This window comes from Stappia sp., assembly GCF_048261845.1.
Taxonomy (GTDB): domain Bacteria; phylum Pseudomonadota; class Alphaproteobacteria; order Rhizobiales; family Stappiaceae; genus Stappia.
Genome location: NZ_JBLXFR010000023.1, coordinates 21,603 through 36,378 on the forward strand (window position 1 = coordinate 21,603; position 14,776 = coordinate 36,378).

Consider the following 14,776-nt stretch of genomic DNA (forward strand, 5'->3'; position numbering starts at 1 on the left):
AGGGGCAAAGTTCAGAAACTATCTGCTTGACCTTGCCACTGTTGTAAGCCGCAAGCATCCGACATGCCAAGACCGCGATCCTCAAGCGCCACGGGCTCGTTTTAAGACCTCGGCATGATGGACTGGCGGTGGCATCGCCTCTCTCGATCATCTCCCTCCTCCATACAAATATTGAACAGTTGTTTATGTGTTCAAATGTTGTATAATCTGGCTGTGACCCGCTACGCGCGATACATCTCGTCATCGCGTGAATGCTCGACAATCGGAGAGGGACAATTGGCTTGCCTATGGTCCGTGAGCATATGATCCGGACGGCGGCCCTCGGATGAAGGAGACCGCCAAGTTCCCTGACTCCATCGAGCTTCGTCACCTTCGCTACTTCATAGCCGCTGCCGAACATGGCAGCTTCCGAAAGGCAGGGAGTTCGTTAGGTTTATCGCAATCGGCAATCAGCCGTTGCATCGCCGACCTCGAAGACAGGATGGGCGCGTCACTCTTTCACCGGCACGCATGGGGCGTATCGCAGACCTTTGCGGGGCAGCGTTTCCTTCATCGCGCGCGTCGGGCTATCAAGACGATAGACGAAGGCGCTCACGAAGTTGCCGCCGCAGGACGATCCGAGCAGGGACGAGTGCGGATCGGCATCTATTCGTCCATCGCTTCGGGCTTTTTGGCAAAGCTGCTGGCAAGCTATGGTCGGTCTCATAAAGACGTCAGGATCGAACTGATCGATGGCAATCCTGCCGAACACGTCGCGGCCATCCGCCAGTTCCGCCTCGACGTCGCCTTCCTGACCGGCGACCGGGAATGGCCCGGATGCGACCGGGCGCCTCTGTGGTCCGAGCGGGTTTTCGTTGTGCTGCCCGATCTCCACCCCCTGGCGGCTTTGGACGAGGTGATGTGGAGAGACCTCGCCGATGAGCCCTTCATCGTCAGCGAAGCTGCGCCGGGCCAGGAGATCCATGACCATCTGGTGCGGGAGTTGGCGGACCTCGGCCGGCATCCCGAAATCCAGGTTCAATCGGTCGGCCGGGACAATCTGTTGCCTCTGGTGGCGATCGGCCAGGGCCTTACGCTGGTAAGCGAGGCCATGACAGTGGCCGCGCTTCCAGGCATCACATACCGGCCCATCGCCGGCGAGATGCTTCCATTTTCGGCGGTCTGGTCTCCGGCGAACGACAATCCCTCGTTCCGCAGGTTGCTCTCCATGGCAAAGGCGGCATCTGCCAAGGCCGCGAAGCTTAGGCAAGCGGCTTCGCAGATTGGGGCGAGCGACGTGCTTTTGCGAAGCCGCGATCCGTTGCCATAAACCTTTCGAGCATGGGAACGATCAGCCGGACAGGATCGGCAACAGGTTGCCCCGTCTCCCGTCCCAGCACCTCGGCATAGACGACAAGATCGCGATGAACGGTCGCGGGCAATTCCACTGTCACCTTCACCGGCTTGTCATCGGGCAGCGGCCCAAGCTTCAGTTTCGACATGATCAACCTCCTGCCGTTTCGAATACCAGATCGCGGGTGACGATGATCCTGACCGGGAACCCCGGACGGATGGTCAGCGTTGGCGCGACCTGCAACTGACGCTGGATGATCTGCTGGCCGGCCTGGTTGATCGTGTCCACGGCCCCATCGCGGATCGCCTGGACCAGGCGGTCTTCTTCATCGGTGGCGAGGTCCGCGCCGATTGCGAGCAGCGTGGACAGACCCGCCGCGCGCATGAGGTCCCACCAGTGATAGTCGACGCCATCCTCGAGGCCGGCATAGCCGCTCGCATCCGCCCCCGGCAGACGTTCGAGAACGATGGACCGACCGCCGGGAAGGATCAGGCGGTTCCAGACCAGCAGCACGCGGCGTTCGCCGAACGTCACACCGTCATCGTATTGGCCGATGATACGGGTTCCCTGCGGGATCAGCAGCAGCGACCCGGTCGGGCTGTCATAGACATTCTCGGTGACCTGCGCGGTGATCTGCCCCGGGAGATCGGAGCGAATGCCGGTGATGAGCGCGGCGGGTATCACCGCTCCCGCCTGAAGGATGTACGGCGAGGCTGGCGGCTGAATACGGTCCGACGCGACGGTCTGCCGGTCCACCGGACCGTTGAGGAAAGCCGTATGCCGGCTCCCCTCAGGTTGTTCGGTGCTACCCAGGCCCGGAAGGTTCACGCCGGCCCCGGCCGTCGTTGCCCTGCCAGATGCCGTCTGGAAAAAGACACCGCTCAGACGCGCGGTTTCCTCCTCTGCCCTGCGGCGCTCCGCTTCCGGATCGACGGTCGGGCCCACAATCGGCGGAGGGGTCACGGGCACTCCGCGCTCCTGCGCATCGAGGATCGGTCGCCCGAGGTCACCGGGCAGTGCGGGTCCCAGAACCGGGCCGGTATAGTCGGACGGCAGCCCTTCCAGGCCGTCCGCTGCCGGTCGGTTGTCTATGGAATAGAGTTCTCCACCTCCCGGCCCAGCCTCACGGGTCTGGAGCGCATAGATCAGCGCCCCCCCGATACCCAACAGCGCGACCGCTCCGACACCGGCCAGAACCTTGCGCGACAGTCTGGTCACGCGGGGCGGATCGGGACGCAGACGCATCGGAGCCGCGGGATCGGTGTCACTCATGACGCCCCTCCCCTTCGCGCATCCCCCTCCGCCCGCGCATCCGCCTCGCGCTCCTCCATGCGCACGATCCGGACCACCTGCTGGCGGTCTCCTGCCCCCAGCCGGAGCTCCGCCGCACCGAAGAGGCGATCCACGATCAGCACGTTCCGGTGAATGCGGCTGTTGACGATCTGTGGTTCTCCGTCGGCGCCGAGCACGAAGAGCGGCGGCATCTCGCCCTGGGCGATACCAGCCGGGAAAACGACATAGACGCGGCGGCCGTCGTCGAAGACAGAAACCGGGCGCCAGGGCGGGCTTTCCCCCTGGATCTGCAAGCCGTAGCGATGATTGCGGGCAGAGGGCGCCGGAATGGTCGGCGCGGTTGCCACAGCCTGTCGCCCACCACGAGGCGCTGCCGGATAGGCCCAGGCAACCGAGGGCATGTAGAGCGCCTCGCGTGCACGCAGCTCGATCGTATACACCCGCCTGTCAGTGCTGATTACCAGGTTGGTCGAGATGTCGTCCCGCGTCGGTTTGACGAGGATGTGGACGCGGGCAGTGGATCCGGACCCGCTCTCCGTGTCGCCGATGATCCAGCGCGTGGTATCCCCCGCAGCGATCGGACCCGCGCCGGTCAGACGTTCGCCTGGCTCGAGTGCAATGTTGGTGATCTGACCGGGAGCGGCATAGACCTGATAGAGCGCGCCTTCCGACCAAGGGTAGATCTGGATCGCATTGTAGTAGCCCTCGCGGCGCGGCTCGACCCGGGCGGCGGCATTGGCGTTTTCGATACGTCCGGTCGGTGTGCCTGCCGCCGCTCCGCCATGCGCCACTGTCCAGACGGGCGGCGTATGCAGCGGCCGAGGGCGTTTCTCGGTGACCGAGACAGGTGGAGTGGGCAACGGCGGCACGGACTCGTCGTAGCTGAATTCCGGTACCGGGTTACTGGCGCACCCCGCCAGCATGGATGCGGAAAGCAACAAGGCCACCAACATCGGCGTCCTGATGTCCGGAGACCTGGTTGCATGAAGATGCTGTTCAGTCATTGGCCCATCTCCCGCGACCAGGAGATCGCATTGACATAGATTCCGAGGGGATTGGCGCGCAGGCGCTCGGCGCTGCGCGGGGTCTGGATCACGACGGTCAGGATCGCGGTCCAGCGTTCGGTGGTGGAGAGCTGGCCGTTCTCGTAGTGGCGCTCGGTCCAGGCGACGCGGAACGATCCCGGTGAGGCCCGGATGACAGAGGACACCTCGACAGCGATCTGTTGGCGACCGACGCGGGTGAACGGGTCGTTGGCGCGGGCGAAGTCGTTAAGTGCTGCCGCGCCACGGTCCGTAGTGAACTCATAGGCGCGCAGCCAGTTTTGCCGCACGATGATCGCGTCAGCGGGGATGGAACGAACCTGTTCGATGAAACGGCCAAGATGGAAGGCGATCTGCGGATCGGTGGGCTCGTAGTCGGCCGAGGCCGGCGCGACAGCCTGGGCCTCGCCGAGCGCGTCGACCTGAACGACCCAGGGTACGACGGTACCACGCGCAGATTGCCAGACCAGGGCGCCAGCAAAGCCCGCCGCTAGGATCAGGCTGGCGAAGGCCATGTAGCGCCAGTTGCGGGCCTGGACGCGGGCGGAGCCGATACGCTCGTCCCAGACCTGCGCGGCCCTCTGATAGGGCGTCTCTGGCTGAGGTGTCTTGCCATAATGGGTGGCGGAGCGCCTGAAGAGGTTCATGAGCGATCCCTTTCGGAGAGATTGACGGAGGAGCCCGAGCCGTGGCTGTCGCCCGACCGGACGGCATGGGCCGCAGCGCGCACGCCATGGCTCACGGCGTGGCTATGGCGCATGCGCTTCGCCCAGGCTGGCGGGCCATCGGCGAAGGACGGGCCGGAGCTGCCAGGCTCGGATGCCGCGCTGCCGACCGTGCCCATCGAGGTGGTTCCGCCCGTCGCCGCAACACCGCCCTTGACGCCCTCGGCGTAGCTGGACTGGATCCCGCCAGCCGCGCGAGAGGACGCCTTCTTGAGCGGTGATGCCGCGGCAGCGGCCCCGGCGCGCGCCACACCAGCCATCCCGCCGGGGAGACCACCTCCGCCCATCGAGCCAAGCGTGTAGGCGCTCGAGGCAGCACCCGCCGCGGAGGCGCCGCCACGTGCCAGGGCGGCGCCTCCGGAGAGTGCAGATCCAGCTCCGCGTGCTGCGAGCATGGTTGCCCCTCCGGCCCCGATCGCAGCGCCACCAGCGGCAAGGCCGGTGCCTATGGCCGCCCCCGCGCTGAGTTGGGGCCCGCCGGACACCAGACCTGAGGCGATGCCGGGGCCGAAGATTCCGAGGCCCAGCAGAGACAGGGCGGCCAGAACAATCGCCATGGCGTCATCGATGGTCGGCGTCACGCCGCCGAAACCTGCGGTGAACTGGCCGAAGAGCGTCGATCCGATGCCGATGATCACGGCGAGGACCAGAACCTTGATGCCGGACGAAATGACGTTGCCCAGCACGCGCTCGGCCATGAAGGCGGTCTTGCCGAAGAGGCCGAAGGGGATCAGCACGAAGCCCGCGAGGGTCGTGAGTTTGAACTCGATCAGGGTAACGAAGAGCTGCACCGCGAGGATGAAGAAGGCGAGGATCACCAGCGCCCAGGCGAAGAACAGGCAGAGGATCTGGACGAGATTCTCAAAGACCGCGACCCAGCCCATCAGATCGGAGATGCTTTCGAGCAGCGGTCGCCCGGCCTCTAGCCCGGTCTGGGCCACGCGGCCAGGGCGCAGAAGATCTGCGGCGGAAAACCCGGTGCCCGAGGCCATCAGACCGAGGCCCGCGAAGCTCTCGAAGACGATCCGGGCGAGGTTGTTCCAGTTGGAGATGATATAGGCGAAGACCCCGGCAAAGAGCGTCTTCTTCACCAGCCGGGCGATGATGTCGTCATCGGCGCCCCAGGCCCAGAACAGGGCCGCCAGCGTCACGTCGATGACGATCAGCGTGGTGGCGATGAAGGCGACCTCGCCGCCAAGCAGCCCAAACCCGCTGTCGATGTAGCTGGTGAAGATGCCCAGAAAGTTGTCGATGACGCCGGTTCCACCCATGGCTCAGTGATCTCCCGAATGCTGCGGCGCGTCAGATGCAGGCGTCCGACCGAGGAACCGGTCACGGTTCTCAGCCCAGGCGGCGAGGCAATCGGCATCGCTGGAAGCGGCCTCGCCAAGCTGCTGGCACCAGCGCAGCGTCGCGCGGAGAGGATCGGCAGACGGCTGGAGCGCGGGCGCACTGCTGGCCGACACGGGAGCTTCCTCGCGTGTCATCTCGATCACCGTGGCTGTGATCGCGATCGCTACGAATACGATGGCCGCGATCCGGGCTAGCACCTTCCCCTCCATCGTCTCCCCTCCCGGCCTCAGTTGAACATTTGCGCGTTGCCTGGCTGGTAGCCCGAGCCCGGCGTCAGGAAGCGCTCGCGCTGGATGCGGCCCTGTTCAGCAGCGGTGGCGCGCTCGGCCTCAGTCAGCGCGTTGGCGCGGCCGTTTGCCGAGATCACCGCGATCAGATCTGAGAGCTGCTGCGATTGCAGCGCGAGGAGCTGGTTGCCCGCCTGCGTGGCCTGCAGAGCACCGACCGCGTTCTGGCTCTGCCCCACGAGCGCGGACATCTCGGCGCCATTGGCTTCGATATTGCCAACGACTCCGGCCTGCACGCGCATGGCATCCTGCAGGCCAACGACGGTGTTCTCCCAACGGGACCGGGCTTCGGCGATCAGTTGCTGGTCGGTCGCCGTCAGGGAAAGGTTGCCATAGTCCTGCTGGAACATCTGGTCGATGCTCTGCACGTCGAAGGCGATGTTCTGCGCCTGCGCCAGGAGCTGCTGCGTGCGGCTGACGTTCTGCTGGATCTGCTGGAGCGCGGAATACGGCAGGTTGGCGAGATTGCGCGCCTGGTTGATCAGCATCTGCGCTTCGTTCTGGAGCTGTGCGATCTGGTTGTTGATCTGCTCCAGAGCCCGCGCTGCGGTCAGGAGATTTTCCGCGTGGTTGGTCGGGTCGTAGACGATGAAAGGTCCCCCGCCGATGCCGAAGAGCGCGTGTGCGGGCGGCGCTGCGATGGGCGACATGGCCATGGGCATCGCCAGCGCGAGGGCGAACAGCGACGGGCCGGCGAACCGAAACGTAATCTTGCGTGTCATGGTGTGACTTCCTCTTCTTCAAGGTCGATGTCGGCGTCCTCAACAACAGCAGTGGCCGGAAAGGCCCCGTCCGCGTCGATGGTGAGATTGGTGAGGTCGGGGATCAGCTCGGCGGCCCAATCGAGGCCATGCGCCTTCAGCCAGGCGGCGAGGAAGCCGTCTTGGCCGTGTCCGGCGCAGATCTCGGCAATCAGCGCCTGGGCCGATTTGGACGACGCCGCGCAGAGGGCCAGACCGACGTCGCTGAGGCCCAGCTCGAACAGCCGGTTGCCACGCCGCGACTGACAGTAGTAGTCGCGCTTGGGCGTGGCCCGCGCGAGGATCTCGATCTGCCGGTCATTGAGGCCGAAGCGACGATAGATAGCGGTGATCTGCGGCTCGATCGCCCGCTCGTTCGGCAGCAGGAGCCGTGTCGGGCAGCTTTCGATGATCGCCGGCGCGATGGAACTGCCGTCGATGTCGCTGAGGCTCTGCGTCGCGAAGATCACCGAAGCATTCTTCTTTCTCAGCGTCTTCAGCCATTCGCGGAGCTGCTCCGCGAAGGCATCGTCATCAAGGGCCAGCCAGCCCTCGTCGATGATGAGCAGCGTGGGGCGTCCATCAAGCCGATCACCGATCCGGTGGAACAGGTATGAAAGGACGGCGGGCGCCGCGCCGGTTCCCACCAGCCCCTCGATCTCGAAAGCCTGCACATCCGCCGATCCCAACTGTTCGGTCTCGGCATCGAGCAGCCGGCCATAGGGTCCACCCACGCAGTATGCGCGAAGCGCCTGCTTCAGTTCGTTGGACTGCAGCAGGACCGCGAGGCCAGTCATGGTCCGCTCGCCCACAGGGGCCGAGGCCAGCGAGGTCAGCGCGGTCCAGATATGTTCCTTCACATCCGGGGTGATCTGGATGTTCTCGCGCGTCAGGATGGCGACGATCCAGTCGGCCGCCCAGGCGCGCTCCGACGTCTCGTGAATGCGGGCCAGCGGCTGTAGCGAGACGGAACTCTCGTCCGCCTCGGTCAGCTCTCCGCCGAGGTCGTGCCAGTCGCCTCCCATGGCGAGCGAAGCGGCGCGGATCGAGCCGCCGAAGTCGAAGGCGAAGACCTGGCTGCGCGGATACCGGCGGAACTGAAGCGCCATCAGTGCCAGCAGCACGGACTTTCCCGCGCCGGTCGGGCCGACGACGAGGGTGTGACCGACATCCCCGACATGGAGAGAAAACCGGAACGGGGTGGAGCCTTCGGTCCTGGCGTAGAGCAACGGAGCGTCGCCGAAATACTCATCCTGTTCCGGCCCCGCCCAGACCGCCGAGAGCGGGATCATATGGGCGAGATTCAATGTGCTGACGGGAGGCTGGCGGACATTGGCATAGGCATGGCCGGGCAGACTTCCGAGCCAGGCATCGACGGCGTTGACCGTCTCGACCATGACGGTGAAATCGCGGGACTGGACGATCTTCTCGACCAGCCGCAGTTTCTCGTCAGCGCGGCGGACGTCCTCGTCCCAGACAGTGATCGTGGCCGTGACATAGGCCATGCCAGCCAGATCCGCGCCGAGTTCCTGCAAGGCCATATCTGCGTCAGCGGCCTTGTTCGCCGCGTCTGTATCAACCAGCGCGGATTGCTCGTTGGTCATCACCTCCTTTAGGATCGCGGCGATGCTCTTGCGTTTGGCAAACCACTGACGGCGTATCCGCGTCAGCAGCTTGGTTGCATCCAGCTTGTCCATGAGGATGGCCCGGGTCGACCAGCGATAGGGAAAGGCCAGCCGGTTCAACTCGTCGAGCAGGCCCGGGGTCGTGGCGCCGGGAAAGCCGGTGATCGTCAGGACGCGAAGGTGATGATTACCCAGGCGCGGCTCCAGCCCGCCGGCCAGCGGCTGGTCGGGCAAGAGCGCGTCGAGATAGACCGGCACCTCGGGCACGCGCACGCGATGACGGCTGGTCGAGATCGTCGAATGCAGGTAGGTCAGCGTAGCGGCGTCATCGAGCCAGTGGCAGTCCGGCATGAAGCCGTCGAGCAGCGCCAGCACGCGATCGGTACGGTCGATGAAGCCGCGCACCTGTTCCCAGGGGTTCACACCCGAGGTTTCGCGTCCCTCGTAGAGCCAGGATTCTGAACGTGCCGCGTCCTCCGCCGGTGGAAGCCAGAGGAGCGTCAAAAAGTAGCCGGATACGAAGTGGCTCTCCTCCTCCTCGAAACCGGCCTTGCGCTCGGCATCGACCAGCGCCGATGCCGCATCCGGGAAGGTGCTCACCGGATAGGTCGCGGCCTCAGAGCGCTGTGCTTCCACAAAGATCGCCCACCCGGAACCGAGGCGACGGAAAGCGTTGTTCAGCCGGCCGGCGACCGCGACCAGTTCGGCCGCGACGGCGCTGTCGAGATCGGGCCCCCGAAACTTCGCCGTCCTCTGAAACGAGCCGTCCTTGTTGAGGACCACGCCCTCCCCGACCAGCGCCACCCAGGGCAGGTAGTCGGCGAGGCGCGAGGCGGTGCGGCGGTATTCAGCAAGATTCATCATGGGGGTTCACACCGAGAGATAACCGGGAATGCGCAAATGGCGGCGCGCGACCTCGACGAAGAGCGGATCGCGCCTGGCCGCCCAGACAGCTGCGATGTGGCCAACGGCCCAGATCAGGATTCCGATCAGCCAGAGCTGAAGCCCGAGGCCGACCGCACCGGCGAGCGTGCCATTCAGGATGGCAACCGAGCGCGGTGCGCCGCCGAGGAGGATCGGCTCGGTCAGCGCGCGGTGGACCGGAACGCTGAACCCCGGAACTGCGTCGAGGGCCTCGAAACTCACCGCCATCAGATCAGCGCTCCGCCACCAAAGCTGAAGAAGCTCAGGAAGAAGGACGAGGCCGCAAAGGCGATGGAAATCCCGAAGACGATCTGGATCAGCCGCCGGAACCCGCCGCCGGTATCGCCGAAGGCCAGTGTCAGACCGGTGACGATGATGATGATCACCGCCACGATCTTGGCCACCGGCCCCTCGACGGAGTCGAGGATGGATTGCAGCGGCGCTTCCCAGGGCATGGAAGAACCGGAGGCATGAGCGACCGGGGCGATGAACAGGCTGACATAGGTGGCGGTGGCCGCGGTGGCGATGTGCTGGCGGATGCGCAGGGCGTGACGGATCATTCGAGGTCTCCTGGTTCGTGAGTGGTGGGTTCTGAAATGAAAGGTGAAATCCGGTAGTCGCCCTCCGGCCCCAGGCCCTCGACGCGGGCAAGTTCGGCCAGACGACGCGCGGAACCGCGCCCGGCTAGGACGGCCACGAGATCGATGGTCTCCGCGATCATGGCCCGCGGCACAGTGACGACGGCTTCCTGGATGAGTTGCTCGAGACGACGCAGCGCGCCGATCCCGGTACCGGCATGGATGGTGCCGATGCCGCCGGGATGGCCGGTGCCCCAGGCTTTGAGCAGGTCAAGCGCCTCGGCGCCACGCACCTCACCGATCGGAATACGATCGGGGCGCAGGCGCAGCGAGGACCGGACCAGATCGGACAGGCTGGCAACACCGTCCTTGGTGCGCATCGCCACGAGGTTCGACGCGGCGCATTGAAGCTCTCGGGTGTCCTCGATGATCACGACGCGATCGGAGGTCTTGGCCACCTCGGCGAGCAGTGCATTGGTCAGCGTGGTCTTGCCGGTCGAGGTACCCCCCGCCACCAGGATATTGGCACGGGTCGCAACCGCCTGGCGCAGCGCCTCGGCCTGCATAAAGGTCATGGTTCCGGCGATGACATAATCTTCGAGGGTGAAGACGGCGACGGCGGGTTTGCGGATGGCGAACGTCGGCGCCGCGACCACGGGAGGCAACAGCCCCTCGAAGCGCTCGCCGGTTTCCGGCAGTTCCGCGGAAACGCGCGGGGACAGGCTATGAACTTCGACGCCGACATGGTGCGCGACCAGTCGAACGATGCGCTCGCCGTCTGCTGCGCTCAGCATCTTGCCGCTGTCGGCCAGCCCCTCGGAAAGTCGGTCGACCCAGAGCCGCCCATCGGGGTTGAGCATCACCTCGACGGTCATGGGGTCGTCCAGAAACCCGGCGATCGCCGGCCCGAGCGCGGTGCGCAGCATCCGCGCGCCTCTCCGGATCACCTCTGGTCTCTGATCAGTCTTTCCCATGCCGGCCCCGTTCCCTTTCGGGCGCCTCCAACAGGCCGCCCTGGATCGGGGTCGATTAAGAAAGCCGTAAATGCCTACAGCTCAACAGGTTTCCGAGGGGGTAGTAGCGTGGCGTGTAAAGACAGGAAAACGGCGACTTTGCCTCCAGATCCACTTCAGAAGGAAGGCGTCGTGGCAACCGTCATGCGAACTTGGTGGTTTCGGGCGTATTTTGTTGAAAAACTCGCGCTTGATCGAAGGGCCGTCGGCTGATTCAATTCCTGAAGAGGGTGGGAGGATCGGCGATGATGGGACCGCGGCAGGAGGCGCAACCGGCGCTGTTCTACGAGTTCTCGCTTGAGGATCATGTTCCGCAGAACCACCTGCTGCGCTCCATTGATCGGTTCGTCGACCTGTCCGGGATCCGCACCTACCTTGCCGATTTCTACAGCCACACCGGTCGGCCTTCGGTCGATCCCGAGCTGCTAATCCGGATGCTTCTGGTGGGCTATTGCTTCGGCATCCGGTCAGAACGGCGGCTCTGCGAGGAGGTGCATCTGAACCTTGCCTACCGGTGGTTTTGCCGCCTCGACCTTAGCGATCGCGTCCCGGATCACTCGACATTTTCCAAGAGCCGGCATGGACGGTTCCGCGACAGCGAACTGCTGCGGCACCTGTTTGAGACCACGGTGGCCCGCTGTATCGAAGAGGGCTTGGTCAGCGGCCAGCGCATGGCCATCGACGCCAGTCTGATTGAGGCCGATGCCAACAAGCAGAACTCGACACCAAAGGAAGAGTGGGATCCGGCGCAGGTCGATCCGGACGACGCGCCCCGCGCTGTGCGTGAGTATCTCGCCACCCTGGATGAGGCGGCGTTCGGTGCCGCCAGCGAGGTGCAGCCCAAGTTCACGTCGCATTCCGACCCGGCCAGCCAATGGACGGCCGCCCGTAAGGGACCGGCATTCTTCAGCTATTCCGACAATTACCTGATCGACACGGACCACGGCGTCATCGTGGATGTTGAAGCGACGCGGTCCAACCGGCAAGCCGAAGTCGGTTCAACCAAGACCATGTTGGGGCGCGTCAAAGCCAGGTTCGACCTCCATCCCGAGCGTCTGATTGCAAACGCCGCCTACGGAACCGCTCCAATGCTGGGCTGGTTGGTCGACCGCAAAATCGCGCCCCACATTCCTGTCCTCGACAAGTCTGGACGCAGCGATGGCACCTGGACCCGCGCCGACTTCGAGTGGGACGCTGCAAACGACCAATACCTCTGCCCCGAGGGGCACGAGCTGAAGCAATTCCGCCGGAACTATTCCGACCCGAACCGGGGGCCGACAGGCAAGGGAACAGCGCGCTATCGGGCGCTGAAAGAGGTCTGCCAGGCCTGTCCATCCAAGGCAAAGTGCTGCCCCAACGCGGATGCGCGCAAGATCACCCGTGAAGAACATGAGGATGCCCGGCAGGTCGCCCGCGATATCGCCAAAACCGAGCAATACGTCATCTCGATGAAGCTGAGGAAGAAGGTCGAGATGCTCTTCGCCCACCTCAAACGGATCTTGGGCCTGAACCGGCTCCGATTACGTGGCCCATGCGGCGCAAATGACGAATTCCTCCTGGCCGCAACCGCCCAAAACCTCCGCAAGATGGCCAAGCTCCTTCCTGCACCGCAGCAACCGCGAAAAGCCTGACAGGAAAGGCGCTCGCGCTCAAATCTGGGCGCCGCATTCTGCGCCAGCAAACGGGTGTTTTTCCACAGAATCGGCGGAGAGCAGCCATTCGCTGCGTGACGCATGAATGGCTGCTCCGGTGTGTCAGCTGGCGTCCTTGAACACCTGGTAATCGCCGCGGACCTGAACCCGGACAGTCACATCCGAATTATCGCGGTTGCGCCAGAACCAGCCGTGGTCGCCGTCGAACTCGGCGGTGAACTCGCCTTCCTCACCGGTCGAGCCGCGGCCCTTTTCGTAGGTGACGGAGTTGCCGCCGCCGTGTCCGTGCAGGTCGAAGTTCACCCGGCCGCCTTCGACGGTCATCAGGTATTGCGCGGTCTGGCCCTCGGTCATCTCCATTTTCCATTCGGCCGTGTCGCCGGGCGCGAGCGTGAAGGTCGTTTCATCGCGCCAGACCGGTGCCTCCTGCGCGGCGGCGCTGCTGACGAAAAGCCCGGCCAGATCGGACCAGAGGCTGGAGCGGGGCTCAATCGCGCTCATCTCGTCGAGGCGCTTTTCCTCGGCCAGCTCCTGCTTGATCTCGCCCATCTCGGTCAGGCCAAGGAGGCCGCCGACGCGGGTCGGGTCGATGCCGTATTCCGCAGGCAGGACGACGGTCACCAAGATGGCGACAGCCGAGGCAGCGGCGATGCCCGTCGACTTCAGCAGCTGGCGGCTGGTGGGCAGGTCTTCGAGGGCGGGTTTCTGTGCGTTGTGCATGTCTGTCTCCGTAAGATCAGGACGTGAGGAAGAGGCCGGTCAGCTGATACCCCATGAGGATGAACCCCATGGACATCATCACGACGTTGGCCGTGTAGGCGTGGCGCCAGAACGACGGCTGGCGGCGCCACCAGCCCATGGCGATCAGGATCACGGCCAGCGCCATGATCTGCCCCAGTTCGACGCCGACATTGAACGCCAGCAGGTTCGGCACCAGGCCCTCCGAGGCGATGTCGTAATCGAGGATCTTGGTTGCCAGGCCGAGGCCGTGGAAGAAGCCGAAGATCAGCGTGGCGGCTTTGGTGTTGGGCTGGACACCGAACCAGCGTTGGAAGGCGCCGAGGTTGTCGAGCGCCTTGTAGACCACCGACAGGCCGATGATGGCGTCGATGAAATAGGCGTTCACGCCCCAGCCGAAATAGACGCCCAGCAACATGGTCGTCGAATGGCCGAGCGCAAAGAGGCTGACGTAGATGGCGACGTGCTGCATCCGGTAGAGGAAGAACACGACGCCCAGCAGGAACAGGATGTGGTCATATCCGGTCACCATGTGCTTGGCGCCGAGATACATGAACGGAATGATGTTCACGCCCCAGATTTCCTGGATATAGCCCGCGTCCCCTTCGGTGACGTTATGGGCCATGGCCTGCGTGGCGCAGAGGGCGAGAAGAATGAAGGTCAGGGCTGTGACGCCGCGCTTGTGGGCACGCGCCGCAACCCGCGAGGGTGCGATCATGGAAAGATCTCCGATGTGAATTGCGTCAGGACGAGATGGGCCAAAGGCCCGGCGTCAGGCGCGCGGAGGTCGTTCGTGCGGTGCTCTGGGGGTCGATCGCCAATCGGCAGGTCGCAGGCTGTCGATGTCGGTTTCCGCGGTGATCCAGTGCAGTCCCGGCAGGTCGATCAGGACAGCGGTGCTGTGGTCGTGATCCGCCTTGTCGTGGCTGTGGCCATGCATCGCCCAGGCGAGATCTTCTTCCAGACCATGGCTGTGGCCATGCTCTTCGATCATTCGGGCGTGTTCGGACAGGACATCGAGGATGGCAGGTGTGTGCGCCGTGGCGGGCTGGATCGTCCAGACGATCAACGTCAGGCACAGCAGAGCCGCCATGCCGTTCCGCAAGATCGTCAGGAAAGTCTGTGCCCGCTTCATCCGCCTGCCGTTGTCGCCTGCTCAGGCGCTTGATGCGCCATCTTGATTTATCCCCCGGGGGAGGTTATGGCTACCCTATGTCATCCGAACATCGCCATGCAAGTCATCCGAAGATCGTCACGCGGCTGAAACGCGCCGAGGGGCATCTGCGCGCGGTTACTGCCATGATCGAGGAGGGCAAGCCCTGTCTCGATGTCGCGCAGCAGTTGCAGGCGGTCGAAAGCGCGATCCGCAATGCCAAGCAGGCGCTGATCCACGACCACATGGACCATTGCCTGACCGACGCAGAGACGGATCGCGACGAACTGAAGGCCATCTCCCGCTTACTCTGAGGCTT

Annotated in this window: 17 protein-coding genes; 3 read left to right on the forward strand and 14 right to left on the reverse strand. The window is 64.5% G+C overall.

The genetic code is table 11. The annotated features are described in order from the left end of the window. The first annotated feature begins 325 nt into the window (after window positions 1-325). A complete protein-coding gene (locus tag ACN0T5_RS11400) occupies window positions 326-1,309 on the forward strand; it encodes a LysR substrate-binding domain-containing protein (protein ID WP_417768741.1) in 984 nt (327 codons plus the stop codon). Here the strand turns inward: ACN0T5_RS11400 and ACN0T5_RS11405 are convergent. From ACN0T5_RS11405 to trbB, 11 genes are read right to left on the reverse strand one after another with little or no spacing between them, the layout of a single operon-like run. Next, window positions 1,242-1,481, reverse strand: coding sequence for a DUF2274 domain-containing protein (locus ACN0T5_RS11405; RefSeq protein WP_064790346.1), 240 nt, complete (start codon window positions 1,479-1,481; stop codon window positions 1,242-1,244). The genes ACN0T5_RS11400 and ACN0T5_RS11405 overlap by 68 nt on opposite strands. Window positions 1,482-1,483: 2 nt before the next feature. Continuing rightward, entirely contained in the window at window positions 1,484-2,605 is a 1,122-nt protein-coding gene (locus ACN0T5_RS11410) for a TrbI/VirB10 family protein (RefSeq protein WP_417768742.1), read from the reverse strand. Beyond that, entirely contained in the window at window positions 2,602-3,630 is a 1,029-nt protein-coding gene (gene trbG / locus ACN0T5_RS11415) for a P-type conjugative transfer protein TrbG (RefSeq protein ID WP_417768743.1), read from the reverse strand. Before trbG ends, ACN0T5_RS11410 begins: the two co-directional genes overlap by 4 nt. Next, window positions 3,627-4,316: a conjugal transfer protein TrbF gene (gene trbF / locus ACN0T5_RS11420; protein ID WP_417768744.1), complete on the reverse strand. Its 690-nt coding sequence runs from the start codon at window positions 4,314-4,316 to the stop codon at window positions 3,627-3,629. Before trbF ends, trbG begins: the two co-directional genes overlap by 4 nt. Further along, window positions 4,313-5,665 carry a P-type conjugative transfer protein TrbL gene (trbL, locus tag ACN0T5_RS11425; RefSeq protein ID WP_114089511.1) on the reverse strand — a complete coding sequence of 451 codons (1,353 nt, stop codon included), beginning with the start codon at window positions 5,663-5,665 and terminating at the stop codon, window positions 4,313-4,315. The genes trbF and trbL overlap by 4 nt, the downstream gene beginning before the upstream one ends. A 3-nt stretch (window positions 5,666-5,668) precedes the next feature. Further along, on the reverse strand, window positions 5,669-5,956 hold the full coding sequence (gene trbK-alt / locus ACN0T5_RS11430; protein ID WP_417768745.1) for a putative entry exclusion protein TrbK-alt: 288 nt from the start codon (window positions 5,954-5,956) through the stop codon (window positions 5,669-5,671). A 17-nt stretch (window positions 5,957-5,973) separates the two neighbouring features. After that, window positions 5,974-6,756, reverse strand: a complete 783-nt coding sequence (trbJ, locus tag ACN0T5_RS11435) for a P-type conjugative transfer protein TrbJ (RefSeq protein ID WP_064790340.1) — start codon at window positions 6,754-6,756, stop codon at window positions 5,974-5,976. Continuing rightward, window positions 6,753-9,263 carry a conjugal transfer protein TrbE gene (trbE, locus tag ACN0T5_RS11440; RefSeq protein ID WP_417768746.1) on the reverse strand — a complete coding sequence of 837 codons (2,511 nt, stop codon included), beginning with the start codon at window positions 9,261-9,263 and terminating at the stop codon, window positions 6,753-6,755. The genes trbJ and trbE overlap by 4 nt, the downstream gene beginning before the upstream one ends. A 6-nt stretch (window positions 9,264-9,269) precedes the next feature. Then, window positions 9,270-9,551 carry a VirB3 family type IV secretion system protein gene (locus ACN0T5_RS11445; protein WP_417768747.1) on the reverse strand — a complete coding sequence of 94 codons (282 nt, stop codon included), beginning with the start codon at window positions 9,549-9,551 and terminating at the stop codon, window positions 9,270-9,272. Continuing rightward, entirely contained in the window at window positions 9,551-9,883 is a 333-nt protein-coding gene (locus ACN0T5_RS11450) for a TrbC/VirB2 family protein (RefSeq protein ID WP_064790337.1), read from the reverse strand. The genes ACN0T5_RS11445 and ACN0T5_RS11450 overlap by 1 nt, the downstream gene beginning before the upstream one ends. After that, entirely contained in the window at window positions 9,880-10,875 is a 996-nt protein-coding gene (trbB, locus tag ACN0T5_RS11455) for a P-type conjugative transfer ATPase TrbB (RefSeq protein WP_417768748.1), read from the reverse strand. Before trbB ends, ACN0T5_RS11450 begins: the two co-directional genes overlap by 4 nt. A gap of 284 nt (window positions 10,876-11,159) precedes the next feature. On the opposite strand from trbB, the gene ACN0T5_RS11460 reads away from it, so the two are divergent. Continuing rightward, complete coding sequence (locus ACN0T5_RS11460; RefSeq protein WP_417768749.1) at window positions 11,160-12,545, forward strand: IS1182 family transposase; 1,386 nt, start codon at window positions 11,160-11,162, stop codon at window positions 12,543-12,545. 123 nt (window positions 12,546-12,668) lie between these two features. Here the strand turns inward: ACN0T5_RS11460 and ACN0T5_RS11465 are convergent, their stop codons facing one another. The 3 genes from ACN0T5_RS11465 to ACN0T5_RS11475 are packed head-to-tail and all read right to left on the reverse strand — an operon-like array spanning window position 12,669 to window position 14,397. Beyond that, complete coding sequence (locus tag ACN0T5_RS11465) at window positions 12,669-13,286, reverse strand: transmembrane anchor protein (RefSeq protein WP_417768750.1); 618 nt, start codon at window positions 13,284-13,286, stop codon at window positions 12,669-12,671. A gap of 16 nt (window positions 13,287-13,302) precedes the next feature. Beyond that, window positions 13,303-14,022: a HupE/UreJ family protein gene (locus tag ACN0T5_RS11470; RefSeq protein ID WP_293011420.1), complete on the reverse strand. Its 720-nt coding sequence runs from the start codon at window positions 14,020-14,022 to the stop codon at window positions 13,303-13,305. Window positions 14,023-14,076: 54 nt separating this feature from the next. Further along, window positions 14,077-14,397 (reverse strand): hypothetical protein, encoded by a 321-nt coding sequence (locus ACN0T5_RS11475; protein WP_372530082.1) that lies wholly within the window; start codon window positions 14,395-14,397, stop codon window positions 14,077-14,079. Between the two features lie 119 nt (window positions 14,398-14,516). On the opposite strand from ACN0T5_RS11475, the gene ACN0T5_RS11480 reads away from it, so the two are divergent. Further along, window positions 14,517-14,771 carry a metal-sensing transcriptional repressor gene (locus ACN0T5_RS11480; RefSeq protein WP_293011416.1) on the forward strand — a complete coding sequence of 85 codons (255 nt, stop codon included), beginning with the start codon at window positions 14,517-14,519 and terminating at the stop codon, window positions 14,769-14,771. The last annotated feature ends 5 nt before the right edge of the window (window positions 14,772-14,776 follow it).

Coding starts and splice junctions, on each gene's coding strand:
- ACN0T5_RS11400 (WP_417768741.1), top strand. CDS start 326: ATGAAGGAGACCGCCAAGTTCCCTGACTCCATCGAGCTTCGTCACCTT.
- ACN0T5_RS11405 (WP_064790346.1), bottom strand. CDS start 1,481: ATGTCGAAACTGAAGCTTGGGCCGCTGCCCGATGACAAGCCGGTGAAG.
- ACN0T5_RS11410 (WP_417768742.1), bottom strand. CDS start 2,605: ATGAGTGACACCGATCCCGCGGCTCCGATGCGTCTGCGTCCCGATCCG.
- trbG (WP_417768743.1), bottom strand. CDS start 3,630: ATGACTGAACAGCATCTTCATGCAACCAGGTCTCCGGACATCAGGACG.
- trbF (WP_417768744.1), bottom strand. CDS start 4,316: ATGAACCTCTTCAGGCGCTCCGCCACCCATTATGGCAAGACACCTCAG.
- trbL (WP_114089511.1), bottom strand. CDS start 5,665: ATGGGTGGAACCGGCGTCATCGACAACTTTCTGGGCATCTTCACCAGC.
- trbK-alt (WP_417768745.1), bottom strand. CDS start 5,956: ATGGAGGGGAAGGTGCTAGCCCGGATCGCGGCCATCGTATTCGTAGCG.
- trbJ (WP_064790340.1), bottom strand. CDS start 6,756: ATGACACGCAAGATTACGTTTCGGTTCGCCGGCCCGTCGCTGTTCGCC.
- trbE (WP_417768746.1), bottom strand. CDS start 9,263: ATGATGAATCTTGCTGAATACCGCCGCACCGCCTCGCGCCTCGCCGAC.
- ACN0T5_RS11445 (WP_417768747.1), bottom strand. CDS start 9,551: ATGGCGGTGAGTTTCGAGGCCCTCGACGCAGTTCCGGGGTTCAGCGTT.
- ACN0T5_RS11450 (WP_064790337.1), bottom strand. CDS start 9,883: ATGATCCGTCACGCCCTGCGCATCCGCCAGCACATCGCCACCGCGGCC.
- trbB (WP_417768748.1), bottom strand. CDS start 10,875: ATGGGAAAGACTGATCAGAGACCAGAGGTGATCCGGAGAGGCGCGCGG.
- ACN0T5_RS11460 (WP_417768749.1), top strand. CDS start 11,160: ATGATGGGACCGCGGCAGGAGGCGCAACCGGCGCTGTTCTACGAGTTC.
- ACN0T5_RS11465 (WP_417768750.1), bottom strand. CDS start 13,286: ATGCACAACGCACAGAAACCCGCCCTCGAAGACCTGCCCACCAGCCGC.
- ACN0T5_RS11470 (WP_293011420.1), bottom strand. CDS start 14,022: ATGATCGCACCCTCGCGGGTTGCGGCGCGTGCCCACAAGCGCGGCGTC.
- ACN0T5_RS11475 (WP_372530082.1), bottom strand. CDS start 14,397: ATGGCGGCTCTGCTGTGCCTGACGTTGATCGTCTGGACGATCCAGCCC.
- ACN0T5_RS11480 (WP_293011416.1), top strand. CDS start 14,517: ATGTCATCCGAACATCGCCATGCAAGTCATCCGAAGATCGTCACGCGG.